At 71.5% G+C, this 24418-nt stretch carries 22 protein-coding genes; 14 read left to right on the top strand and 8 right to left on the bottom strand.

The features are described from left to right. The first annotated feature begins 104 nt into the window (after positions 1 to 104). Positions 105 to 764, top strand: coding sequence for a TetR/AcrR family transcriptional regulator (locus ADL12_RS22505; protein WP_062704484.1), 660 nt, complete (start codon positions 105 to 107; stop codon positions 762 to 764). A gap of 55 nt (positions 765 to 819) precedes the next feature. Here ADL12_RS22505 and ADL12_RS22500 read toward each other — a convergent pair whose 3' ends face one another. Continuing rightward, a complete protein-coding gene (locus ADL12_RS22500) occupies positions 820 to 2070 on the bottom strand; it encodes a glycoside hydrolase family 18 protein (RefSeq protein ID WP_062704483.1) in 1251 nt (416 codons plus the stop codon). A gap of 321 nt (positions 2071 to 2391) precedes the next feature. On the opposite strand from ADL12_RS22500, the gene ADL12_RS22495 reads away from it, so the two are divergent. The 3 genes from ADL12_RS22495 (at position 2392) to ADL12_RS22480 (ending at position 6159) form a co-directional block, all read left to right on the top strand. After that, positions 2392 to 3564 (top strand): acyl-CoA dehydrogenase family protein, encoded by a 1173-nt coding sequence (locus tag ADL12_RS22495; RefSeq protein ID WP_062704482.1) that lies wholly within the window; start codon positions 2392 to 2394, stop codon positions 3562 to 3564. Between the two features lie 350 nt (positions 3565 to 3914). Then, on the top strand, positions 3915 to 5024 hold the full coding sequence (locus ADL12_RS22485) for an Rv3169 family protein (RefSeq protein ID WP_482262293.1): 1110 nt from the start codon (positions 3915 to 3917) through the stop codon (positions 5022 to 5024). Positions 5025 to 5037: 13 nt separating this feature from the next. Continuing rightward, positions 5038 to 6159: a phosphotransferase family protein gene (locus ADL12_RS22480; RefSeq protein WP_062704480.1), complete on the top strand. Its 1122-nt coding sequence runs from the start codon at positions 5038 to 5040 to the stop codon at positions 6157 to 6159. Positions 6160 to 6175: 16 nt separating this feature from the next. Here ADL12_RS22480 and ADL12_RS22475 read toward each other — a convergent pair whose 3' ends face one another. Beyond that, a complete protein-coding gene (locus ADL12_RS22475; RefSeq protein WP_062704479.1) occupies positions 6176 to 6613 on the bottom strand; it encodes a hypothetical protein in 438 nt (145 codons plus the stop codon). Between the two features lie 267 nt (positions 6614 to 6880). On the opposite strand from ADL12_RS22475, the gene ADL12_RS22470 reads away from it, so the two are divergent. From ADL12_RS22470 to fxsA, 4 genes are all read left to right on the top strand, one after another. After that, the gene (locus tag ADL12_RS22470) at positions 6881 to 7321 is read left to right on the top strand and encodes an Lrp/AsnC family transcriptional regulator (protein ID WP_024887321.1); all 441 of its coding nucleotides are present in this window, start codon (positions 6881 to 6883) and stop codon (positions 7319 to 7321) included. A 47-nt stretch (positions 7322 to 7368) separates the two neighbouring features. Next, positions 7369 to 8973 carry an amidohydrolase gene (locus ADL12_RS22465; protein ID WP_062704478.1) on the top strand — a complete coding sequence of 535 codons (1605 nt, stop codon included), beginning with the start codon at positions 7369 to 7371 and terminating at the stop codon, positions 8971 to 8973. 560 nt (positions 8974 to 9533) lie between these two features. Further along, positions 9534 to 10352, top strand: coding sequence for a polyprenol monophosphomannose synthase (locus ADL12_RS22460; RefSeq protein ID WP_062704477.1), 819 nt, complete (start codon positions 9534 to 9536; stop codon positions 10350 to 10352). A 167-nt stretch (positions 10353 to 10519) separates the two neighbouring features. Further along, the gene (gene fxsA, locus ADL12_RS22455) at positions 10520 to 11074 is read left to right on the top strand and encodes an FxsA family membrane protein (protein WP_062704476.1); all 555 of its coding nucleotides are present in this window, start codon (positions 10520 to 10522) and stop codon (positions 11072 to 11074) included. A 207-nt stretch (positions 11075 to 11281) separates the two neighbouring features. Here the strand turns inward: fxsA and ADL12_RS22450 are convergent, their stop codons facing one another. The 4 genes from ADL12_RS22450 to yczE all read right to left on the bottom strand — a co-directional run bounded on the left by ADL12_RS22450 (position 11282) and on the right by yczE (position 14878). Beyond that, entirely contained in the window at positions 11282 to 11656 is a 375-nt protein-coding gene (locus ADL12_RS22450) for an RNA polymerase-binding protein RbpA (protein WP_003977404.1), read from the bottom strand. A gap of 278 nt (positions 11657 to 11934) precedes the next feature. Further along, positions 11935 to 13338 carry an MFS transporter gene (locus ADL12_RS22445; protein ID WP_062704475.1) on the bottom strand — a complete coding sequence of 468 codons (1404 nt, stop codon included), beginning with the start codon at positions 13336 to 13338 and terminating at the stop codon, positions 11935 to 11937. A gap of 56 nt (positions 13339 to 13394) precedes the next feature. Then, complete coding sequence (locus ADL12_RS22440; RefSeq protein ID WP_062704474.1) at positions 13395 to 14165, bottom strand: glycerophosphodiester phosphodiesterase family protein; 771 nt, start codon at positions 14163 to 14165, stop codon at positions 13395 to 13397. Next, positions 14162 to 14878, bottom strand: coding sequence for a membrane protein YczE (yczE, locus tag ADL12_RS22435; RefSeq protein WP_208614594.1), 717 nt, complete (start codon positions 14876 to 14878; stop codon positions 14162 to 14164). Before yczE ends, ADL12_RS22440 begins: the two co-directional genes overlap by 4 nt. 64 nt (positions 14879 to 14942) lie before the next feature. Here yczE and ADL12_RS22430 point away from each other — a divergent pair, with 64 nt between their 5' ends. Further along, the gene (locus ADL12_RS22430) at positions 14943 to 16442 is read left to right on the top strand and encodes an SCO1417 family PLP biosynthesis transcription factor (RefSeq protein WP_062704473.1); all 1500 of its coding nucleotides are present in this window, start codon (positions 14943 to 14945) and stop codon (positions 16440 to 16442) included. Between the two features lie 113 nt (positions 16443 to 16555). Here the strand turns inward: ADL12_RS22430 and ADL12_RS22425 are convergent, their stop codons facing one another. Beyond that, positions 16556 to 18190 (bottom strand): hypothetical protein, encoded by a 1635-nt coding sequence (locus tag ADL12_RS22425; protein WP_062704472.1) that lies wholly within the window; start codon positions 18188 to 18190, stop codon positions 16556 to 16558. A gap of 40 nt (positions 18191 to 18230) precedes the next feature. Beyond that, positions 18231 to 18425, bottom strand: coding sequence for a hypothetical protein (locus tag ADL12_RS22420; RefSeq protein ID WP_004002760.1), 195 nt, complete (start codon positions 18423 to 18425; stop codon positions 18231 to 18233). A 316-nt stretch (positions 18426 to 18741) separates the two neighbouring features. On the opposite strand from ADL12_RS22420, the gene ADL12_RS22415 reads away from it, so the two are divergent. From ADL12_RS22415 to ADL12_RS22395, 5 genes are all read left to right on the top strand, one after another. Beyond that, on the top strand, positions 18742 to 19134 hold the full coding sequence (locus ADL12_RS22415; RefSeq protein ID WP_062704471.1) for an ankyrin repeat domain-containing protein: 393 nt from the start codon (positions 18742 to 18744) through the stop codon (positions 19132 to 19134). 301 nt (positions 19135 to 19435) lie between these two features. Beyond that, positions 19436 to 20854, top strand: coding sequence for a HEAT repeat domain-containing protein (locus tag ADL12_RS22410; RefSeq protein ID WP_062704470.1), 1419 nt, complete (start codon positions 19436 to 19438; stop codon positions 20852 to 20854). Between the two features lie 198 nt (positions 20855 to 21052). Then, entirely contained in the window at positions 21053 to 22183 is a 1131-nt protein-coding gene (locus tag ADL12_RS22405; RefSeq protein ID WP_062704469.1) for a glycosyltransferase family 4 protein, read from the top strand. Continuing rightward, entirely contained in the window at positions 22180 to 23391 is a 1212-nt protein-coding gene (locus tag ADL12_RS22400; RefSeq protein ID WP_079052205.1) for a glycosyltransferase, read from the top strand. The genes ADL12_RS22405 and ADL12_RS22400 overlap by 4 nt, the downstream gene beginning before the upstream one ends. Beyond that, positions 23388 to 24395, top strand: coding sequence for an SGNH/GDSL hydrolase family protein (locus tag ADL12_RS22395; RefSeq protein ID WP_062704468.1), 1008 nt, complete (start codon positions 23388 to 23390; stop codon positions 24393 to 24395). Before ADL12_RS22400 ends, ADL12_RS22395 begins: the two co-directional genes overlap by 4 nt. Positions 24396 to 24418: the final 23 nt, after the last annotated feature.

Raw genomic sequence — 24418 nt, 5'->3', positions numbered from 1 at the left:
TTTGTCGAGCGTTCCATCAAAGTCGATCAGACTCGAACGAGCAGCTGGTGCACGTCTGCCATACTGCCGATGTCCCGCCGCCCGTTGGAAATCCAGGGTCTAAATTGAATATTAGTCAACAGCGAGACGCGGCCCGTCCCCGGGCCCGCGGCACCGAGCGCTCGGTGGCGCGCCGTGCCGAACTCATCACCATCGGGCGGAAGTTGTTCGCCGACACGTCGTACGACGCGCTCTCCATGGACGACATCGCCCGGCAGGCCCATGTCGCCAAGGGGCTCATCTACTACTACTTCCAGTCCAAGCGCGGGTACTACCTGGCGATCATCCAGGACTCCGTCGCCGATCTGGTCACCTTCGCCGCGAGCGGGCTCGAACTGCAGCCGGTGGACCGGGTCCACCGCACCATCGACAGCTATCTCCGCTACGCCGAGCACAACCAGGCCGCCTACCGCACCATCGTCAGCGGCGGCGTCGGCTTCGACACCGAGGTGCACGGCATCCGGGACGGCGTGCGCGAGGCGATCGTGGCGACCCTCGCCGAGGGGGCGTACGGCCGCACCGACATCGCCCCCCTGGCCCGTATGGGCCTGCTCGCCTGGGTGTGCAGCGTCGAGGGCGCCACCCTCGACTGGATAGACCGCCCCGAACTGTCCCGCGACACCATGCGCGAGCTGCTGGTGAAGACACTGGGCGGCGCCATGCGCGCCATCGAGGAGATGGACCCCGCCTACCCGGCCCCGGAGCCCGCGCGCCGGGAAGACTGACGCGGCAAGGGGCGGAGGCTCGTGGTCCTCCGCCCCAAGTCCCCCGTGGGCCCCGCTACTTGATGGACCTGATCAGCTCGCCGCCCGCGGTGTCCCCGCTCAGCTCCCAGAAGAAGGTCCCGCCCAGCCCCTGCCGGTCCTTGTACTTCATCTTGGTCGCGATCGTCGCCGGGGTGTCGTAACTCCACCAGTCGTCCCCGCACTTGGCGTACGCGGTGCCGCCCACCGTGCCGGTCGCCGGGCAGGTCCGCTCGAGCACCTTGTAGTCCTCGAAGCCGTCCTCGTAGGTGCCCTTCGCCGGACCGGTGGCCGTACCGCCGGGTGCCTCCTGGGTGACGCCGGTCCAGCCGCGGCCGTAGAAGCCGATGCCGAGCAGCAGCTTCGAGGACGGGATGCCCAGGCCCTTGAGTTTGGCGATGGTGGCGGCCGTGTTGTACCCCTCCTCGGGGATGCCCGGGTAGGAGTGGAGCGGGGAGTGGGGTGCCGTGGGGCCGGTGGCGGCCCAGGCGCCGAAGTAGTCGTACGTCATCGGGTTGTACCAGTCGACGTACCGCGCCGCGCCCGCGTAGTCCGCCGCGTCGATCCGGCCGCCCTCGCTCGCGTCGGCCGTGATCGCCGCGGTGACCAGGTTCCGCTTGCCGAACTTGGCGCGCAGCGCCTTCATCAGCTCAGGGAAGGCCTCCCGGCCGCTGGTGTCGCAGGTCAGGCCGCAGGCGCCCGGGTACTCCCAGTCGATGTCGATGCCGTCGAAGACGTCCGCCCACTGGGAGTTCTCGACCAGGTCGTAGCAGGACTGGGCGAAGGCCGCCGGGTTCTTGGCCGCCTCTCCGAAGCCGCCGGACCAGCTCCAGCCGCCGAACGACCAGACGACCTTGAGGTTCGGGTGGAGCTTCTTCAGCTCGCGCAGCTGGTTGAAGTTGCCGCTCAGCGGCTGGTCGGCAGTGTCCGCGACACCGTCCACGGACTCCGCGGCGGTGAACGGCTTGTCGGTGTCCGCCCAGGTGTCGCCGATCGCGCACTTGCCGTCGACGACGTTGCCGAAGGCGTAGTTGATGTGCGTGAGCTTCTTCGCCGAACCGGACGTCTCGATGTTCTTCACGAAGTACTGGCGGCCGTAGATGCCCCAGTCGGTGAAGTAGCCGACCACCTTGGAGCCGGCCGCCTTGCGGTCGCCGTCCTGGTCGGGGCCGCTCTGGTCGGCGGTCGCCTGGCCGGCGCCGGTGAGCAGGGCGGCGGCGAGGGCGGCGGAACAGGCGGCGGCCGGCAGCGCGCGGCCGCGAGCGCGGGAGGGGAGCGGGGTGTGCATCGGGTGTCTCCTCGCGGGGGACAAGAGGGGATCGCACGCCGATTGGCATGAACGCGGGGAAGCGTTGACCCGAAACGGTAGGAGGACTAGACCATTTGGTCAATGGTTCGGACCAATTTCGGAGGGTTGAAAGTTTCTTGGAGTAAGCGGTCGTTAACTGGTGACTCGATGTCCCCGATCGGGCATACTCACCGCAGAGCCGCTGGTCAGCAGCTTCCGCGATCCGGGAGCGGAGCATCGGCCGGTACCCGAGAGACCAGGCGGAGCCGCCCCACCCAAGGTGTGCGACCGCCGATTCCCGAAAGGGAGGAGAGCGTCGCCATGCCCGACCGCGCCCCGCAGCCGGTGGACCGTCAACTGCCCACGGACGAGGCCCGGGATCTGATCTCGCTCGTCCGCGACATCGCGCAGCGCGAGATCGCCCCGAAGGCGGCCGAGGAGGAGGACGCCGGACGCTTCCCGCGCGAGGTCTTCACCCTGCTCTCCGAATCCGGGCTGCTCGGCCTGCCGTACGGCTCCGAGTACGGCGGCGGCGACCAGCCGTACGAGGTCTACCTCCAGGTCCTCGAGGAGCTTGCCGCGGCCCGGCTGACCGTCGGACTCGGCGTCAGCGTGCACACCCTGTCCTCCTACGCCCTCGCCACCTACGGCACCAAGCAACAGCAGGTCGAGCACCTGCCCGCGATGCTCGGCGGCGGACTGCTCGGCGCGTACTGCCTCTCCGAGCCGTCGTCGGGATCGGACGCGGCGTCGCTGCGCACCAAGGCCGTACGGGACGGCGACGCATGGGTGATCACCGGCACCAAGGCCTGGATCACGCACGGCGGCATCGCCGACTTCTACACGGTCATGGCCCGCACCGGCGAGGAAGGGCCGCGCGGGATCTCCGCGTTCCTGGTGCCCGGTGACGCGGCGGGGCTGAGCGCGGCGGCGCCCGAGAAGAAGATGGGCATGAAGGGCTCGCCCACCGCCCAGGTCCACTTCGACGGCGTCCGCGTCTCCGACGAGCGGCGCATCGGCGACGAGGGTCAGGGCTTCGCGATCGCCCTGTCCGCGCTCGACTCCGGGCGGCTCGGCATCGCGGCCTGCGCGATCGGCGTGGCGCAGGCCGCGCTGGACGAGGCGGTGTCGTACGCGACCGAGCGACGGCAGTTCGGCAAGCCGATCGCCGACTTCCAGGGCCTGCGCTTCATGCTCGCCGACATGGCGACCCAGATCGAGGCGGGCCGCGCGCTCTATCTGGCGGCGGCACGGCTGCGCGACGCGGGCCGGCCGTTCGCCAAGCAGGCGGCCATGGCCAAGCTGCACTGCACCGACGCGGCGATGCGGGTCACCACCGACGCCGTCCAGGTCCTCGGCGGGTACGGCTACACCGCGGACTTCCCGGCCGAGCGCTATATGCGCGAGGCCAAGGTCCTGCAGATCGTCGAGGGCACGAACCAGATTCAGCGGATGGTCATCGCCCGTCACCTAGCAGGTCCCGAGGGACGCTGAACTGACCGTGCTTGACCTGCGGCGCCGCCAGCCGGATCCACTCCGGGTCGTGGCGCCCGGGCAGGGTGCGGCCGCGGTCGGCCCAGGTGCGCATCAGCTCGCGGTAGATGGGCGGATCCGGCTGCTGCGGAGGCGCCGGCGGAAGCGTTCCTGCGGGCCGCGGAACGAAGATGCGGCGTTGCGGCTCGGTCGCCGAATAGATGGGGGGCATACCAGGGCAACGCGGAGGTGGCCGGACAAGTCACCGCCAGCTGGAATCGGGCGTGAGTTCACGGACGTCCGGCTCCCTCTCTGGTCAGGTCACGTCGCCTGACGTACCGTCAGGCCACCCGCTTCCAGGGAGGCTTGCCGTGGCCGACGACGACCGCCCGGTACCGCTCGACGAGTACCCGGTGCACCAGGTGCCCCTGTCCATGAAGTACGTCGCGACCAGCGACCGGAACGCCTACGACCGCTGCATCTTCCACGTCCTCGACCACGAGGGGCGTGCCCTGCTGATCCTCGGCCTCGGGGTGTATCCGAACGCCGGGGTGATCGACGCGTACGCGACGCTGCGGGTCGGCAACACCCTGCACGCGGTCCGGGCGTCGGACGCGCTCGGCGAGGACCGGATGCGGCTCGCCGTCGGGCCGCTGCGCATCGAGGTCGGGGAGCCGCTGCGGCGGCTGCGTCTGACGTGCGACGACGAGGCGTTGTCGTACGACATCACCTGGACCGCCGACTTCCCCGCCCTCTGGGAACCCCACCACCTGCAGCGACGCGGTGACCGGCTCAGCCTCGAAGGGCGCCGCTTCGTGCAGGCGGGTGGCGTGGCGGGCGTCGTGCGCGCGGGCGGCGCGGAGTTCCGCGTCACCCCCGCCGAGTGGACTGGCACCCGTGACCGCAGCTGGGGTGTGCGACCCATACCGGGGGAGGAGGGCGGGCGGTTCGCCGAGGAGCATCCGACCGAGGGCTTCCACTGGATCTGGTCCCCGGTGCGCTTCGAGGACCGGTTCCTGATGGTGATCGTCCAGGAGGACGCGGACGGATACCGCTCACTGAGCGAGGCGACGATGGTTCGCCCGGGCCACCGGGACCGCCAACTCGGCTGGCCCCAGGCCGAGATCACCTACCGCTCGGGCACCCGACACCCCGAACGCGCCCTCGTCCACCTCGGTGACGTACGCAAGCCGCAGGAGCTGGAGGTGGAGGTCCTGACCTCGTCCCCCCTCGCCATCGGCGCCGGCTACCCGCCCGCCGACGACTGGCAGCACGGCACCTGGCGAGGGCGCGGCTGGACCGACCGCCGTACCTACGACCTCTCCGACCCCGCCGCCCATCCCCTCGCCGCGTACGGAGTCACCGACCACGCCGCGCGCTTCCGGCTGGACGGCCGGGTCGGGCACGGCATCTTCGAGCACGGCTCGTTCGGGCGGCACGACCCGAGCGGGTTCACGGGCTTCGACTCGGTTGCGTCGTAAGGGAGTTGAGCCCATGGCCGCGGTACCCCGCCCTCGTACGACGACACGCGATCCGGACGAACTCGCCCACCGCCTCACCGCCTGGCTCGGCATACGGCTGCCCGGCGCCAAGGCCGTCGACGTCACCGTCCCCGCGTCGAACGGCATGTCCAGCGAAACCCTGCTCTTCGACATCGAGCCGCCCGAAGGCGCCGGGCACCGCGAACCACCCCTGCGCGCTTGCGCGTTGCGGCTCGCGGCGGATCCGGCGGCGTACACGGTGTTCCCGGTGTACGACATGGCCCGCCAGTACCGCACGATGCGACTGGTCGCCGACCGGTCCGACCTCCCCGTACCGAAGGTGCTGTGGCTGGAGGAGGACCCCGGCCCGCTGGGGGCGCCCTTCTTCGTCATGGAGCGAGTCGCCGGGCGGGTGCCGCCGGACGTCATGCCATACACCTACGAGGGCAACTGGCTGCACGCGGCGAGCGACGGGGAACGCGAGCGCCTCGAGGCGGCGACGATCGGGCTGCTGGCCCGGCTCCACGACCAAGTACCGGCAGCCGAAGTCCAGTTCCTCGCCCTTCCAGGTGAAGGTGACGCACTGCGTCGCCATGTCATGGCGCAACGCGCGTACTACGAATGGGTGGTTGACGGACTCGCCCGCTCACCGCTCATCGAGGACGCGTTCGACCGCATCGAGGAACTGTGGCCCCGCGATCCGGGCACGCCGGTGCTCAACTGGGGCGACGCGCGCATCGGGAACGTCATCTACGACGGTTTCGAACCCGCGGCCGTCCTCGACTGGGAGATGGCGGCACTCGCCCCGCGCGAGGTCGACCTCGGCTGGACCGTCTACCTGCACCGCTTCTTCCAGGACCTGACGGTCGCCTTCGGCCAGCGCGGACTGCCGGACTTCCTGCGCCGGGACCGGATCGAGGCCCGCTACGCCGACCTCACCGGTCACACCCCGCGTGACATGGACTTCTACACGCTCTATGCCGCGCTGAGGCACGCCGTCGTCATGTTGCGCATCGCCTACCGCCAGGCCCACTTCGGTGAAGTCGCCGTACCGGCGGATCCGGACACACTGATCCTGCACCACGGCAGCCTGCGAGCCATGGTGCAGGGCAGCTACTGGGATCGAGCGACGTGACGCCGGCGCTGTGCGCTCAGGCGGCGTCGCGCCGCATGACCGGGACCCTGATGGGGCGCGAGCCCGGGCCGCCGACGTGCGAGAACGGCTGGGTCCGCCAGTCGAGACCCTGAGGGAGCGTCAACAGCAGGGCGGTGTCCTGCTGTTGAGGTTCCGTCGACTCGTCGGCCGAGCGGGCCTCGGAGGCCGCGCGACCCGTACCGGCACAGACCGTGAGGCCGAACGGGTTCCACGGCGAGGCGCACAGCGCGTGCTCCGGCAGGACCTCCTCGTCCGCCAGCAGGGCGATGGGCTGCGCGCAGTCCGGGCAGATCACCCGGTACATCTCGAAGGTGTCGTACGCGTCGAGCTCCTCGTCGTCGAAGGCGTCGGGTTCGACGCCCTCCGGAGCGGGCTCGTCGACCGGCTGGAGCCGCTTGGGTGCGGTACGACCAGGGCGCTTAAGACTCTGCATGGATTTCTCCCCCTCGGGCTGGGCCGTGAAGGCGCTGCGGCCTCGACCACAGCAAGCACTTCCCGTCCGGTCTCGGCGGTAATCACGAGAACATCACGGAGCCTGTTCGAGGCCTGTGGCGTTCGTCACATGCCGCCCGCAGGTGCCCGGCCCGGCCGGTTTGTCCCTCAGTCGGCCCACAGACGCCTCTCTGCCACATCACAAACCGGGCATGACCTGGGCGGCTCAGGTATCCGAGGAGATCAACCGCACTGTAGGTTCTGCGTCATGGAGGAGCTGGACCGACAAATTGTGCAGCTGCTCGTCAAGGACGGGCGGATGAGCTACACCGACCTGGGCAAGGCCACGGGGCTGTCCACGTCGGCCGTGCACCAGCGGGTGCGACGGCTGGAGCAGCGGGGCGTCATCCGTGGCTACGCCGCGGTCGTCGACCCCGAGGCCGTGGGGCTGCCCATGACCGCCTTCATCTCGGTGAAGCCGTTCGACCCCAGTGCCCCCGACGACATCGCGGACCGCCTGGCCGGCGTCCCCGAGATCGAGGCCTGCCACAGTGTCGCGGGCGACGAGAACTACATCCTCAAGGTGCGGGTGTCCACGCCGCACGAGCTGGAGGAGCTGTTGGCCCGGCTGCGCTCGCTGGCGGGGGTCTCGACCCGGACGACAGTGGTGCTGTCGACGCCGTACGAGGCACGGCCACCGCGGATCTGACCGACCTGCGTGCCAGGGGGTGCGCGCCAGGCGCGAGACTGTTCCCCATGAGTGAGCCCACCGCCCAGCCGAAGACCGTCCTGCTCCGCCGAGGAGAGGTCCACAGCCCCGCCGACCCCTTCGCCACCGCGATGGTCGTGGAGCGCGGCCAGGTCGCCTGGGTCGGCTCGGAGGGCGCCGCCGACGCCTTCGCGGACGGCGTGGACGAGGTCGTCGACCTGGACGGTGCCCTGGTCACCCCCGCGTTCACCGACGCCCATGTGCACACCACCGCCACGGGCCTCGCCCTCACCGGCCTCGACCTGTCCGGCGCCCCCTCCCTGGAGGCGGCCCTCGCCCTCGTGCGGGAGTTCGCCGCGGCCCGCCCGCACGACCGGGTCCTCCTCGGCCACGGCTGGGACGCCTCCCGCTGGCCCGGCGGCCGCCCCCCGACGCGCGCCGAGCTCGACGAGGCCACCGGCAACCGCCCTCTCTACCTCTCCCGCATCGACGTCCACTCGGCCGTCGTCAGCACGGCTCTGCTGGACATGACGCCGGGTGACCTCGATGCGGTGGACGCCCCGCTCGTCGCCGGCGCCCACCACGCCGTACGCGCCACCGCGCTCGCCGCGATCACCCCCGCCCAGCGCACCGAGGCCCAGCGCGCCGCCCTGGCCCACGCCGCCTCCCTCGGCATCGGCGCCGTCCACGAGTGCGGCGGGCCGGACATCTCCTCCGAGGACGACTTCACCGGCCTGCTGCGGCTCGCCGCCGAGGAAGCCGGTCCTCGGGTCGTCGGCTACTGGGCGGAACAGGATGTGGAGAAGGCGCGGGAGCTGGGCGCGATCGGCGCGGCCGGTGACCTCTTCGTCGACGGTGCCCTCGGCTCGCACACCGCCTGTGTGCACCAGCCGTACGCCGACGCCGCCCACACCGGCACCGCCTACCTGGACGCGGCCGCCGTCGCCGCCCACGTCACCGCCTGCACCGAGGCCGGCCTCCAGGCGGGCTTCCACGCCATCGGCGACGCCGCCGTGGCCGCCGTCGTGGAGGGCGTGCGCGCCGCCGCCGAGAAGCTCGGCCTCGCCCGTATCCGCGCCGCCCGCCATCGCGTCGAGCACGCCGAGATGCTCACCCCCGAGACGATCGCGGCCTTCGCCGAGCTGGGCCTGACCGCCTCCGTGCAGCCCGCCTTCGACGCCCTGTGGGGCGGCGAGGACGGCATGTACGCCCAGCGACTGGGTGCCGAGCGTGCCCGCTCGCTGAACCCCTTCGCGGCCCTGCTGCGCGCCGGCGTCCCGCTCGCCTTCGGCTCCGACAGCCCTGTCACGCCCCTCGATCCCTGGGGCACGGTCCGTGCGGCCGCTTTCCACCGCACGCCCGAGCACCGGGTTTCCGTGCGCGCCGCGTTCACGGCGCACACGCGCGGCGGCTGGCGGGCGACCGGGCGCGACGACGCGGGCGTCCTGGTGCCGGGCGCGCCCGCCGACTACGCCGTGTGGCGCACCGACGAGCTCGTGGTCCAGGCCCCCGACGACCGGGTCGCGCGCTGGTCCACCGACCCCCGCTCCGGCACCCCCGGCCTGCCCGACCTGAGCCCGGGTCGCGAACTCCCCACCTGCCTCAGCACGGTGGTGGGCGGACGAACGGTCTTCGTACGGCCGGGCGAGTGATCTCCCGGGGTGGCGCGAATCCGATCGGTCCGCACCACCCCGTCGTGCGACCTGCGCATCCTCCGCGCTGACCAGGGGATTGAGCGAATAGCCGCAGGTCAGACGGCTGTTGACAGGCGGAGGCCCGGGGCCGATAGGTTCGGCCGAGTCCACCACCGGACGCCCGACCGGGGAACCGCGGAACTTCCCCGAACCCGTCGCAAAGCCGCTGGGTCAGGGACGGTGTGCCGCACCGGGGCACCGCCACTGGGAGCCAGGCTCAGCGCTCGCGCGGCGACGACGGAACGTTCCGGCCGGTCGGGGAGGTGTGACCCGGGTGGGGCCCGGGCGCTCAGTAGACAACGGCTTTCGGTCGACCCGCAGCCAGCGGGTCCCAGGTCGGCCCGAAGGGCGCCGGGCCCCCATCCGCAGCAGAAGGCGCGCGTCGGCGCACGGTCACACAAAAACCCGTACTTACCCCGCTCTTGTGGAATCGACACCACCATACGAACGTGTGGTCGCGTCAGTGCAGGCCGCGACCACTATGGTGGACGTCTGCGTACGGACATGAAGGGGCAGCAGTGAACGACGGCGACGGGACCCTCGCGGCACAGGATCGGGGGAGGCAGTTCGGGCCGCTCGGCACGGCGTTGGTGATCATTCCGACCTACAACGAGGCGGAGAACATCAAGAGCATCGTCGGCCGGGTCCGCAAGGCGGTCCCCGAGGCTCACGTGCTGGTGGCCGACGACAACAGCCCCGACGGCACCGGCAAGCTCGCCGACGAACTGGCTGTCGAGGACGACCACGTCCAGGTCCTGCACCGCAAGGGCAAGGAGGGCCTGGGCGCCGCCTATCTCGCCGGCTTTCGCTGGGGCATCGAGAAGGGCTATGGCGTCCTGATCGAGATGGACGCCGACGGCTCCCACCGGCCAGAGGAACTGCCCCGCCTGCTGACCGCCCTCAAGGGCGCCGACCTGGTCCTCGGCTCCCGCTGGGTACCTGGCGGCCGGGTCGTGAACTGGCCGAAGTCCCGCGAGTTCATCTCCCGCGGCGGCAGCCTCTACTCCCGCCTCGCCCTGGATCTTCCCCTGCGGGACATCACCGGCGGCTACCGCGCCTTCCGCCGCGAGACCCTCGAGGGCCTCGGCCTGGACGACGTCGCTTCCCAGGGCTACTGCTTCCAGGTCGACCTCGCCCGCCGCGCGGTCAAGGCCGGCTTCCATGTCGTCGAGGTCCCGATCACCTTCGTCGAGCGTGAACTCGGTGACTCGAAGATGAGCCGCGACATCCTGGTCGAGGCCCTGTGGCGGGTCACGTCGTGGGGAGCGCGGGAGCGGGTCGGCAAGCTGATGGGTCGCACGAAGCCGTCGTCGCCGTCGCGGCCGTCACAGTCGTAACCTGCGGACCGTCGGGGCACCGCCCGCGGCGGGCCCGCCAGTCCAGCCGTCACGGCGGTCGGCCCATGACCCGCAGTCACACTTGTCACAGTCGTCACCTACGACCGCACAGGCGGCGTCGGCGTCCCCTTATCCCGCTCTGAGCCGGGCCCAGGCACACTGGACGCATGACGACTGGCGCACCGACCCCCACCTACCCCGCCCGGCCCCGGCGCTCCCGGCTGCGGACTTTCCTGCCGCTGGGCATCGCGGCGTGGCTGGTGCTGGAGATCTGGCTGCTGACCGTGGTCGCGGACGCGGCGGGCGGGCTCTTGGTGTTCCTGCTGCTGCTCGCCGGCCTGGTGCTCGGCTCGGTGGTGATCAAGCGGGCGGGCCGCCGCGCCTTCCAGGCGCTGAACGAGAAGCTGCAGCGCGGCGGCACCCCGGCGAGCGGCGGTGGCAACGGCCTGATGATGCTGGGCGGCCTGCTGATCATGCTGCCCGGCCTGATCTCGGACGCGGTGGGCCTGCTCCTGCTGATCCCACCGGTCCAGAAGGCCCTGAGCGGCTATGCGGAGCGGACGTTCGACCGCAAGCTGCGTGAGGCGACCCCGGGGTCGTTCGGGGATGCCTACCAGCAGTCTCGTATGCACCGTCCCGACGGCAAGGTCGTGCAGGGTGAGGTCATCCGGGACGAGCCGGGGGATGCGCCGGAGGGCCCGCGCCCGCCGCTGACCCGCTGACCCGCTGACAGGCATAGAGGCATAGCGGCATAGAAGGAAACCCGGCGCCACCGAGCGCCGGGTTTCTTTTTTTGCACAGCAATTTTTTGCACAGGAGATTTTGGGCACACCAAACCGCGGGCGCTGTACGTCGACTTCACGTACAGCGCCCGCGGTTACAGGCATTGCCTGGTCAACCCGCCCGAGCCCCGAAGGAGCTCGCAGGGGTTACGCCGACTTGCGGCTGTCCCGGGGATGAACCGCGATGTTCATCGCCCCGGAGCGCAGAACAGCAAGGCGCTCCTCGAGGACCTCTTCGAGTTCCTCACGGGTACGCCGCTCCATCAGCATGTCCCAATGCGTGCGCGCGGGCTTGGCCTTCTTCTCCTCTGGGCCGTCGCCATCCACGAGGAGTGCCTGGGCCCCGCAGACCTTGCACTCCCACTCCGGCGGGATCTCCGCCTCGACCGAGAAGGGCATCTCGAACCGGTGCCCCTTCTCGCATGCGTACTCCACGGCCTGGCGCGGGGCCAGGTCGATGCCGCGGTCCGTCTCGTAGCTGGTCACCACGAGGCGCGTGCCGCGAAGAGCTCGCTCACTCATGAATCGTGCCTCCCGGGCTTGTCGCCCACAGGACAGGTGTCGCTGTCGTCGTCATCCGGTCAACGTCCGGTCGGCGGTAAAGATTCCCGTTCCGTGTCCCGTTCCGGGTGATGCGTCGCCGTCGTAGCCGCAGCCTTGCTGACCAATGTCGTACCCACCGGCGCCCGGTTTGTCACATCTGCTAGCAGATGTGACCCAGCGTTTCGGCATCTTTGACGCGCAGTAACGGTACGCCTGGCAGGCCAAACGCGTACACTACCGCCCTTTCACTCGGAACGCTAAATCGTTGTCGGCACCGGATTGCCCGCGTCGCTGATCGCCCGGCGCACCGGCACCCTCGCGAGCAGGGCGAATCCGATGACGAAGAAGGCCACCAGCGAGATGATCGCGTCCCGATAACTTCCGGTCAGCTGGTAGGTGAGCCCGAAGAGAAGTGGGCCGAGCCAGCTCATGCCGCGGTCGCTCATCTCGTACGCCGAGAAGTATTCGGCCTCCTTGCCCGGCGGGACGAGATGGGAGAACAGGGACCGGGACAGGGCCTGGCTGCCGCCCAGGACCAGCCCGATGCCTGCCGCCAGCGCGAAGAACCACACCGGCGCCCCGGCCGGCAGGAAGTACCCGGCCGCCAGCGTCACCGTCCACGCGACCAGCGAGCCGAGGATCGTCCGCTTCGCGCCGTAGATCCGGGCCAGCCGCCCCATCGCCAGCGCGCCCACCACCGCCAGCACCTGGACCAGCAGGACGGCGCCGATGAGCGTCGACTGCTCGAGGCCCAGTTCCTCGGAGCCGTAGATCGACGCCTGGGAGATCACGGTCTGGATGCCGTCGTTGTAGATGAGGTAGGCGAGGAGGAAGGCGAGGGTCAGTGGGTGGCGGCGCATGTCGCGGACGGTCGCCGCGAGTTGCCGGAAGCCAGGGGCGGTCGGCTTTCTGGCCGCCTCCTCGTCCATGCCGCTCGCCTCCGCCGTGTCTTTCGTGTCTTTCGTCTCCTTGGCGGACCTGCGGTCGCGCAGCCGTCGTAGCGGGATGAGCGCGAAGGCGCCCCACCACAGGCCCGCCGACGCGAGGCAGATGCGGACGGCCATGCTCTCGGAGACGCCGAAGGAGTCGTGGGCCAGATACAGGACCAGGTTCACGATCAGCATCAGCGAGCCCGACGCGTAGCCGAAGGCCCAGCCCCGGGAGGAGACCGCGTCGCGTTCCTCGGGTGGGGCGATCTGCGGGAGGTAGGAGTTGTAGAGCATCATCGCGACCGACTGCGCCGCGTTCGCGACCACCAGCAGCAAGCCGCCGAGCAGATAGCGGTCGCCGTCCAGGAAGAACATGGCCGCGGTGGCCGTGGCACCCACATAGGCGGCGATCCCGAGGAGGGGCTTCTTGCGGCCCGTGCGGTCGGCGGCCGCGCCCACCAGGGGCATGACCAGAACGGCCACGATCACCGACAGGGACACCGAGTACGCGAAGAAGGATCCCGCGCGCACCGGGATGCCCAAGGGGTGGACGAACCCGTCCGCGTCCGCCGCCTCCTCGGCGACCGATGTCAGATAGGGGCCCAGGAACACGGTGAGCACGCTCGTCGAGTAGACGGAGCACGCCCAGTCGTAGAAGTACCAGCCGCGCTGCTCGCGCCGGCGCCCGGCGGCCTCGTCGGCCGCCTCGGTTCGCACGGTTCCGGTGCCCACCCGCGCCCTCGCTTCCCCGTGATGATCCCGCGCGCGGGTGGAGACGGGGACGGGGGTCAGACCCAGACGCCGCGGTCCTCCATGACCTTGCGCAATGTGTCGATGTGATCGGTCATGATGCCATCGACTCCCAGGTCCAGGAGCCGGTGCATCGCATCGGGATCATTGATGGTCCACACGTGCACCTGGAGCCCGCGCGCGTGGGCGGCCCGTACGAAGCGATGGTCCACCACCTGGATCCCGGACTGCGTCTCGGGAACCTGGGCGGCGACCGCCGAGCGGCGCAGCGCGGCCGGTACGCCCCACGAGCGCAGCCGCAGATTGAGCACGCCCCGGGTGCCGTACGACGTCGCCAGGCGCGGTCCGGCCAGGCGCTGGGCGCGGATCACCCGGGCCTCGGAGAAGGAGCCGACGCAGATGCGGTCCCAGGCGCGGGTGCGCTCGATCAGCTCCAGGAAGGGGTGGAGCGCCGGCTCCGCCTTCAGGTCCACGTTCCAGCGCACCTCGGGGAAGGTCTCCAGGAGCTCTTCGAAGAGGGGCACCGGCTCCTTGCCCGCCACGCGCGCGTGCCGTACGTCGTCCCAGGGCAGGTCCGCGATGCGGCCCGCCCCGTCCGTCACCCGGTCCAGGGTCGCGTCGTGGAAGGCGACGATCTTGCCGTCGCGTGTGGTGTGGACGTCGGTCTCGATGTACCGGTAGCCCATTTCGACCGCGCGCCGGAACTGCAGAACGGTGTTCTCCAGTCCGTCCGCCGCCCCGCCCCGGTGGGCGAAGGGGATCGGGCCGGGGTGGTCGAGGTAGGGGTGGCGTATCCGCGTGGTGCTCACGGACGCAGTATCGCGCGCCGGGGTTGCCCGGTGGCAACGACCGTGCTGCCGTCCGATGCCGGGGGAACGGCGAACACGCGCAGGAAGAGCTGGGCGAGCGGGCCGATGGACACCGCGTAGAGGAGGGTGCCGACGCCGACCGTGCCGCCCAGGGCGAAGCCGGTCACGACGACCGCGATCTCGACGGCCGTGCGCATCAGGCGGATCGAGCGGCCGGTGCGCCGGTGCAGCCCGGTCATCAGGCCGTCCCGGGGGCCCGGTCCGAAGCGGGCGGCGATGTAGAGGCCGGTGGCCACGCCGTTGAGCACGATGCCGGCCAGGAGGAGGGGGATTCGTACGGCCAGGGTGTGCGCCTCGGGGACGAGGGCGAGGGTGCCGTCCATGGCGATGCCGACCACGAAGACGTTGGAGACGGTGCCGAGGCCCGGGCGCTGGCGCAGCGGGATCCACAGGAGCAGCACCGCCGCGCCGACGAAGATCGACACGACGCCGATCGTCAGACCGGTGAGCTCGGCGAGGCCCTGGTGCAGCACGTTCCAGGGCTCCAGGCCCAGGCCCGCCTCGACGAGCAGCGCCGAGCTCGCGCCGTACAGCGCGAGCCCGACGTAGAGCTGTGACAGCCGCCGTATGAGATGCCCTTGCGTGAGCCGCTTTGTGGGATGCCCCTGCGTGGACAAGACGTGCCCCCCTGTGGTGGTAGTGGACTGATGCATGACACCCTGCGGCTTGGGAAGCAACGCCCTCCATGGCCAATTCGGGGAAGGTGGACTGGAAATCATGGCGCAGTGGACTTCTGCGGTGGGTGCCGCGCAGCTCGCCCGGCTCCTCACCTCCCAGCAGGACCGCCCCGCCGGCCCCGGCAGCAAGCGCCCGCCCGCGTACCGGGCGCTGGCCGACGGCATCCGGCTGCTGGTGCTGGAGGGGCGCGTCCCGGTCGCCGCGCGGCTGCCCGCCGAGCGTGAGCTGGCCCTCGCGCTGTCCGTGAGCCGGACGACCGTGGCGGCCGCGTACGAGGCGCTGCGCACCGAGGGGTTCCTGGAGTCGCGGCGCGGGGCCGGGAGCTGGACGGCCGTACCGGCCGGGAACCCGCTGCCCGCCCGTGGTCTGGAGCCACTGCCACCCGAGGCGCTCGGCTCGATGATCGACCTGGGCACCGCGGCGCTGCCCGCGCCCGAGCCGTGGCTGACCCGTGCCGTCCAGGGCGCCCTGGAGGAGCTGCCCCCGTACGCCCATACCCACGGCGACTATCCGGCCGGGCTGCCCGCGCTGCGCGCGATGATCGCCGACCGGTACTCGGCGCGCGGGATTGCGACCATGCCCGAGCAGATCATGGTGACGACCGGGGCGATGGGCGCCATGGACGCGATCTGCCATCTGTTCGCCGGGCGCGGTGAGCGGATCGCGGTCGAGTCGCCGTCGTACGCCAACATCCTCCAGCTGATGCGGGAGGCGGGCGCCCGGCTCGTGCCCGTCGCCATGGCCGAGGGCCTGGCCGGCTGGGACGTGGACCGCTGGCGGCAGGTGCTGCGGGAGGCCGCGCCCCGGCTCGCCTATGTCGTCGCCGACTTCCACAACCCGACCGGGGCGCTGGCCGACGAGGACCAGCGGCGGCGGCTGGTGGACGCGGCGCGGTCGGCGGGGACGGTGCTGGTCGCCGACGAGACGATGAGCGAGCTGTGGTTCGACGACGATCTCGAGATGCCGCGACCGGTGTGCGCCTTCGACCCCGCCGGGTCGACCGTCATCACCGTCGGGTCGGCCAGCAAGGCATTCTGGGCCGGGATGCGGATCGGCTGGGTGCGGGCGGCGCCGGATGTGATCCGCTCTCTCGTGGCCGCGCGTGCGTACGCCGATCTGGGGACGCCTGTGCTGGAGCAGCTGGCCGTGAACTGGCTGTTCGGCACGGGGGGTTGGGAGCAGGCGGTGGAGCTGCGGCGCCGACAGGCCCGGGAGAACCGGGACGCCCTCGTCGCGGCCGTACGGCGGGAGCTGCCCGAGTGGGAGTTCGAGGTGCCGAAGGGCGGGCTCACGCTGTGGGTGCGCACGGGGGGCCTGTCGGGGTCGCGGCTCGCGGAAGTGGGGGAGCGGGTGGGGGTCCGGGTGCCGTCCGGGCCTCGGTTCGGGGTGGACGGGGCCTTCGAGGGGTATGTGCGGTTGCCGTTCACCGTGGGGGGTGCGGTGGCGGAGGAGGCCGCGGTGAGGTTGGGGGCGGCGGCGCGGTTGGTGGAGAGCGGGGCGAGTGGGGCGGGGGAGTCTGTGCGGCCGTTCGTTGCGTGACCGGCGTTGCTGCTGACGCGGGGTCGGGTCGCTCGCCCGGCGCCGGCCGGGTGCCGCCTTCTTCGGGACGGGCGCCGCCCCAGCGGCACGACTGCCCGCAGGCTGCGCCGACCTTACGAGGTCTCGGCCGCCACAGCCTCCGCCGGCACAGGCTCCGGCTCCTGTTCCGTCTTTTCCAGTCGTCCCAGCGATTCCGCCTCCACCGGCGTCGTCCGCGCCGGCAACAGGTCCAGTACCGCCTGCCGGTGCGCCTCACTCGTGGCGTCGTCGTACGGGTCCGGGGTGGCCGGGACCTGGAGGCGATGGACCGGGCCCGTGCCCAGGCGGGCGTAGCCGCGGCCGGGCGGGACGTCGGCGACCGGGGTGGTGTGCGGGGGAGCGCCCAGGACCGACTCCAGTTGCTGCGCCGTCGCGGGGCCGAGCACGACACGCGCGCGTGTGTGCTGCCGTACGGCATCGCTGAGCGCGTCCATGCTGTCCCACTGTTCGGCCAGGACCACCGTGACGTTGGCCGCGCGGCCGTGCCGGAGGGGTACCTGGAGCAGGGACTGCGGGTCCTTGCGGTCGTCCGCTGCGGCGAGGTGGGAGAACACGGTCGGGCGGTCCAGGAGGATCCACAGCGGGCGCTTGGTGTCCTCCGGCGGAGGGTTGCCCGTCTGGCGGGCCCGGTTCGTGGCGATCAGGCGCCGTTCCGTCTCGGTGGCCGCCCACTCCAGGCTCGCCAGCGCCCCGGCCAGACCGCACTCGACGGCGAGGACGCCGTCCCGTCCGATCAGGCAGGCGTACTCGCCGGTGCTGCCGCCCTCGACGATGACGATGTCGCCGTACTGCAGGGCCTGCAGGGCGATCGAGCGCAGCAGGGTCGAGGTGCCGCTGCCGGGCTGGCCGATGGCCAGCAGGTGGGGCTCGGTGGAGCGGATGCCGGTGCGCCAGACGACCGGCGGGACGTCGCGCTGCTGGTCGCCGTGGGTGAGGGGGAGTGTGCGCTGGACCTGGGTGGGGTCGGTGAAGCCGAGGACCGTTTCGCCGGGGCTCGTGACGAAGCGCTGGGCGGCGACGCCGGTGGGCAGCGGGGCGAGGACGGTGACGGTGAGCTCGTTGCCCTCCTCGTCCCAGGCGAAGTGGTACTCGCGGCCACGGCCGGACTTCGTGGTCAGCAGGTGCTCGATCCGCGCGCGGGCCTGGGCCTCGCCGTCGGTGAAGTAGGCCGGGTAGCGGACCAGGAGACTGCTGACGCGTCCCGTGCCGTCGAACTCGTACTCCGGGAAGGCCTTTTCCCACTCGCCGCCGTGGGCGTACAGCGGTGCCGGGTCCTCGGCGGCGGAGAAGTACGGGACCAGCGCCTCGTACAGCGACCTCAGCCGCTCCGTCTGCGACTCATCGGGGCCCTTGGGTGTCGACGGCCCCCGGTCGCGGCCCTGCCAGGCTGCCGCCGCCATCAGGGTGATGACGGCGAGCAGCGGCCCGTACGGCACCAGTGCCACGACCAGGATCACCGAAGCCACCAGGAACAGCAGCGGTCCGCGCCTGTCCTTGGAGGTGTCGGCCCACTTGCGCCGCCCGGCCGAGGCCAGCCGGCGCAGTCCGCGGGTGATCGTGATCAACGGGTGGAGGACATCGGAGGCGCTGTCGGCCGCCGTCCGGGCCAGCTCCCGGCTTCGGGCGATCTGCGCCCGGGCCAGTTCGCGGTTCCGGGCGATCTGCGCGCTGCCTGTGCTCAGGATGCGGGGGAGGGGGCGGCGGGCCACTGCTGTCTCCTGGTGGTGCGTACGGGCGGGAGGGGCGGCGTCAGAACTGGATGCCGCCCAAGAGGCTTGCCAGGCTCTCGCCGCCGGCCTTGATGCTCGGGGCGATGGCCGTGCTGGCCAGATAGAAGCCGAACAGGGCCGAGATCAGAGCGTGCGACGCCTTCAGTCCGTCCTTGCGGAAGAAGATGAAGACGACGATGCCGAGCAGAACGACGCCTGAGATGGAGAGGATCATGTGAGCGCTCCTGGTTGGTGGGGACAGTCACCATGAGTACTTCCAGGCTCACAGGATGTATCCATACGATAAAAGGTGCAACTGGGTGAAATTCGTTAGATTTCCGTCGAATGGTGGAGTGTCGCAGATCGGATGAGCGGGGCTGATGCGTCCGGCCGTGTCTGCGATGATCTTTGCCGCGGGCGCATCGGGTCATGTGCGGCGCGAGCCAGTACCCTGGCGAATCACTCGTACGGCCGACACCGCTCGCCGGCCGTACCCGTGCTCCCCGCAGTTCCCGCAGTCCCCGTGTGTGTAGTGAGAGGCGGTCCGGCCGATGACTGAAGCCCCCGACCCCGAGGTCGTGGAGCTGGCGACCAAGATCTTCGATCTGGCCCGGCAAGGGCAGACCGAGGCGCTCGTGGCGTACGTCGACGCCGGCGTCCCGGCCAACCTCACCAACGACCGCGGCGACTCCCTCGTGATGCTCGCCGCCTACCACGGCCACGCCGACGCGGTGCGCGCCCTGCTCGCCCGGGGCGCCGAGGCCGGCCGCGTCAACGACCTGGGCCAGACACCGCTCGCCGGTGCCGTCTTCAAGGGCGAGACGGAAGTCATCAAGGCGCTGCTGGAGGCCGGCGCCGACCCGGCCGCCGGCACACCGTCCGCCGTGGACACGGCCCGGATGTTCGGCAAGACCGAACTGCTCGAACTGTTCGGCGCGAACTGAGCCGAGCTTTCTGACCAGCTAAAACACGGAAAACGGGGGAGGCGGTACAGGGCCGCCGAAATTTCGGTCGCGGCAGATGGAAGTGCCGAGTCATCATGACGTCGTGATTCACGGACACGATGGCTGGGCAGGTGTTGCCGCACCGCGTGGGCCGTGATGCGGTCCGCATGGGCCACCGACGAGAGGCAGAGGAAGATGGTCTACAGCAAGCAGGAAACGGCGGGCGCCCCGACGTGTTGTCACGCGGCCAGGTGAAGCAAGATCCCCGGTTGCGTCGACGCTTGATGTGAGGCTGTTTCCCATGTTCGAACCGGTCATAGCGCCCAGCGGTACGCTGCTCGGCCTGCTCCAGCGGGGCCGCGGCGACGGCACACTGCACGCGCTCACCGCCCCGCGCGCCGAAGCGCTCGCGGCCCTGAACCACTGTGTGCTGCGGGACCCCCGCCACGACTGGCAGGTGGAGAACCGCTCCCTGTACTACGCCCGTCTCTACCTCGACCTCAACGGCGACCTGGACGAGATCGAGGCGCACCTCTTCGACGTCGAGGACGTCTTCGACACCGAGGAGTCACGCACCGGGCTGGCCCTGGCCGTCCTCGGCCACCTCGCCTCCTACGGCAGGCGGGACGCCCTCGAACTGCTGCGCAGGTACGCCGCCTCGGGCTCCAACTGGGCCTGGGCCCTGGACGAACTGGCGCTCAGGGACGACGACGCCGGGCTGCGTGCGCTTGCCGCACCCGTCCTGGCCCGTTTCCCGTCCGATCCCGAGGGCGAGGCCGAGCTGGCCGTCGTCGTACGCGATGCTTTTGAGCCACGGCCGTGGCGGCTGTGGGCCGAGGATCCGCGCGAATCGATCGCCACGCGCGTGCGTGCCGCTCAGGAGGCCGGCTGTTTCGACCGCTGGCAACGGCAGATGCGACCTGCCGGGCCCCGTCCGGGGTGGAGCGTGCAGGCCGTCTTCGAGTGGGCCCAGCAGGGCATCGAGCGCGGTGCCGCGCTGCATGTGCCCGCCGCTCGATGTCTCACCGCTGTCGCAGGTCCCGAGGACCGGCCCGAGATCGTCGCCGCCGCCAAGGACGGCACCGACGGAGCCCGCTGCACCGCCCTGCGCTACCTCGCCGACAGCAACGATCCGGACGCCCTCGACCTGATCGAGGCGGCCGTGGTCACCGGGTCGGGGGCCGTCGTGGAGGCCGCCCTCGACGCCTTCGAACGGATGCGCAGCATCGCCGCCGTCGACCGCGCGCGTGGCTGGGCCCGACGGCCCGACCCGCTCGGCGCCGCCGCCGGACGCATGCTCGCCTGCCGGGGCGGAGCCGGGGACCAGGATCTCGTCCTCGCGGCGCTGCGGGAGGCTGTACGGGGCGAAGGACCCGACGCGCCGACCCTGTGGACGCTCGTCGACGGCACCGGACGGCTCGGCATCGCCTGTGCCGCCCCCGTCCTGCGCCATATCTACCGCGAGACCGCCTCGTCCCATCTGCGCGGCCGCACCGCCCGCGCCCTCGCCGCCACCGACCCCTCCTTCGCGTCCGGCTTCGCCGTCGAGTGCCTCTGGGACTGCGAGGAGTTCACCCGTGAGATCGCCGCCCGGCACGCCGAGACCGGTGACACGCGGGTCGTCGAGCGGCTGCGCCGGCTCGCCGCCGACCCGGCGGAGGAGGCCGAGGTGCAGACGGCCGTACGCAGCCGGATCGGGCCGGATACGACCACCGGCTGATCATCGGGCGGGACGTGTGTTCACGCTGTGAAGGTCGGGGAGATCCGCCCGCCGGGTGAACACGGGATGACCTGCGGGTCAGGCGCGCATGGACGTGATCTGACCCGCTAGGGGGCGCAGCGGAACGCTCATGGGACGTTTGTCGTTCGGAAAGATCCACTTTGACGCGGCCACGTCCAGCACGGCGACAACACCGGTATGCGTGTCGTCATCGTGACCGAATCCTTTCCCCCCGATGTGAACGGCGTGGCCCACTGCGCGCTCCAGACCGCCCGACACCTCGTCGATCGCGGTCACGCTCCCCTCGTCGTCGCACCCGCTCCCGCTCCCGGGAACAAGGCAGCCGCCTCTCTGGCGCCCTGCCCCGTCGTCCATGTCCCCTCCCTTCCGCTCCCCGGCTATCCCCAGGTCAGGGTCGCTCTCCCCAGCCGGCGCCTCGCCGCCGCGCTGATCCAGCACCAGCCCGACATCGTGCACCTGGCCAGCCCCTTCGTCCTCGGCGTCCGCGGCATGGCCGCCGCCGCCCGGCTCGGCATCCCCGCCGTCGCCGTCTACCAGACCGACCTGGCCGGATATGCGCGCACCTACATGGGCGCCGGCGAGGCCGCGGCCTGGCGGCGCATACGGTCCGTCCACTCCGCCGCCGACCTCACCCTCGTCCCGTCCAGTGCGTCCATGCGCGACCTCGAGACCCACGGGGTGCCCCGGCTCAAGCTGTGGGCACGCGGCGTGGACACCGCCCGCTTCCGCCCCGAACTCCGTGACGAGGCGCTGCGCCGTGAGCTCGCCCCCAACGGCGAGATCATCGTCGGCTACGTCGGGCGACTCGCCCCGGAGAAGCACATCGAGCTGCTCTCCGGCGTGTGCGGCCTGCCGGGCGTGAAGGTCGTGATCGTCGGCGACGGGCCGAGCCAGCCCGCTCTCGCGGAGGCACTGCCCGGCGCGGTCTTCCTCGGCCGGCGCGGCGGAGACGACCTCGCCCGGATCTTCGCCTCGTTCGACGTCTTCGCCCACACGGGCCCGTTCGAGACCTTCTGCCAGACCGTGCAGGAGGCCATGGCGAGCGGCGTGCCCGTCGTCGCGCCCGCTGCCGGCGGCCCGCTGGACCTGGTCGACCACGGCCGCACCGGGTTCCTGGTGCCGCCGCGCGACGCCGACGCCGTACGGGACGCCGTGCGGGCCCTGGCCGCCGACCCCGCGCTGCGGGCCGCGTACGGGGTCGCCGCACGCGCCACGGTCGAGGGCCGGACCTGGGCGACCATCGGCGATCAGCTCATCGCCCACTACGAGGCCGTGCTCAAGGCGCGGAGGCCGGCGGTGGCGGTATGAACAGCTCGCCCCGCAACGGTATGAACGCCTCACCTCGGACCGGCACGAACACCTCGCTGCGCATCGTCCGGCTGGCGAACTTCGTCGCCCCCGCCTCCGGGGGGCTGCGCACCGCGCTGCGCGAACTGGGCAAGGGCTTCAAGCTGGCGGGCCACGACCCCGTCCTCGTGGTGCCGGGCGAGAAGTACAGCGACTGCGAGACCGAGCAGGGCCGCGTGATCACCCTGCCCGGCCCGATGCTCCCCGGCACCGGCGGCTACCGCGTGCTCGTCGACAAGCGGCGGGTCGCGGCCCTCCTGGAGGAGCTCGCTCCCGACCGCCTCGAGGTCTCCGACCGCACGACGCTGCGGTGGACCGGCAAGTGGGCCCGCCGCGCCCGGGTCCCCGCCGTGATGGTCTCCCACGAGACCGCCGACGGCGTGCTGCGCACCTGGGGCCTGTCGGAGAACCTGTCCCGGCGTGCCGCCGACGTCCTCAACGTCCGTACGGCCCACACGTACTCGAAGGTCGTGTGCACCACCGAGTTCGCCGAGCGGGAGTTCGTGCGGATCGGCGCCCGCAACGTCGTCCGGGCCCCGCTGGGCGTCGACCTGATGAACCGGCGTCCCACCCTGCGCGACACGGCGCTGCGCGAGACACACGCGCGTGCCGACGAGAAGCTGCTCGTGATGTGCTCCCGGCTGTCCGTGGAGAAGCGGCCCGGCACCGCGCTGGACGCCCTGGAGTCGCTGCGCGGACGCGGTGTGCGCGCGGTGCTCGTGGTGGCCGGAAACGGCCCCCTGCGGGCGCGGCTCGAACAGCGGGCGCAGGAGCGCGACCTGCCGGTGACCTTCCTCGGGCATGTCGCCGACCGCAGCCTGCTCGGTGCGCTCCAGGCCTCCGCCGACATCTGCCTGGCCCCCGGGCCCGCCGAGACGTTCGGGCTCGCCGCGCTGGAGGCCATGGCCTGTGGCACGCCCGTCGTGGCGAGCGCGTCCTCCGCGCTGCCGGAGGTGATCGGCTCCGCCGGGGCCACCGCGGCCGACAACGGGGACGCCTTCGCGGACGCCGTGGAGATGCTGCTCGACCGTCCCGAGCGCGAGCGCCGGGAGACGGCACGCGCGCGTGCGGAGTGCTTCGGCTGGGGCACGGCGGTGGACGCCTTCCTCACCGCGCACGACGCGGCGGTGCCGGTGCGTCCCTTCGTGCGTGCGGAGGGCGCGGCATGAGACCGCTCCGCTACGTCGCCCTCGGGGACTCGCTGACCGAGGGGGTGGGCGATCCCGTGGGGAACGGGTGGCGCGGCTGGGCCGCGCTGCTCGCTGACGGGCTGTCCGAGCCGTCCGCCGCGTTCACCAACCTCGCGGTCAGCGGGGCACAGACGCGGGACGTGCTGGAGAGTCAGCTGCCCGCCGCGCTGGCCCTGCGGCCCGACGTCGCATCCGTCCTTGTGGGCGTCAATGACACGCTGCGCAACACCTTCGACATAGAGAGGATCGCCGAACGCCTGGACAGGGTCTACGCGTCGCTCACCCGACAGGGCGCTGCCGTGCTCACGGCCTGTCTGCCCGATCCGGGCACGATGTTGGGCCTGCCGGGGGTCCTGGGCAACCCGCTGGCCCGCAGGCAGCGGGCCGTCAACACGGTGGTCCATACGTTGTCCGAGCGGTACGGGGCGGTGCATCTGCACGCGGTCGACGACGCCTGGATCATGGACCGTTCGATGTGGAGCTCGGACCGGCTGCATCCCGGGGAGCGCGGGCACCGGCAGATCGCCCTGCGCTTCCACGCGATGCTGGCGCACAGGGGCATCGCGACGGAAGCGGCGCCCTCGCCCGAGCCCGAGTTCCCGCCGCCCACCAAGTCGGCGAGCCTGCTGTGGCTGGCCACCGCGGGCACCGCCTGGGTGATCCGGCGGTGCAACGACCTGCTGCCCCAGCTGCTCCGCCTCGCCGCAACGGAGATGCGGCACCGCGCGAAGGGCACCTGCGGCCGGCTCGACCTGCGCGCGACACAGGCGGCGTCCATGGCGCTGGCCTCGTTGTCGGTGCCGGCGCCGATGCCGGAGCAGCAGTCGGTGCCCGAGTACCGGTCGGTGATTGAGCGTCCTGTGCCTGAGCGTCCCATGCCGGAGCCTCGGCCCCTGGCGGGGCAGTGGCCCCTGCCGGAGGGGCTGTCGGTGCCCGGACAGCGGTCGGTTCCGGGGCACCAGCCCGCACCGGAGGCGGCGTAGCGCACGCAGGGGTGGCAGAGATG

The sequence above is a fragment of the Streptomyces regalis genome (assembly GCF_001509475.1).
GTDB classification, from domain to species: Bacteria; Actinomycetota; Actinomycetes; order Streptomycetales; family Streptomycetaceae; genus Streptomyces; species Streptomyces regalis.
This window is presented reverse-complemented; position numbering and strand designations above follow the sequence as displayed.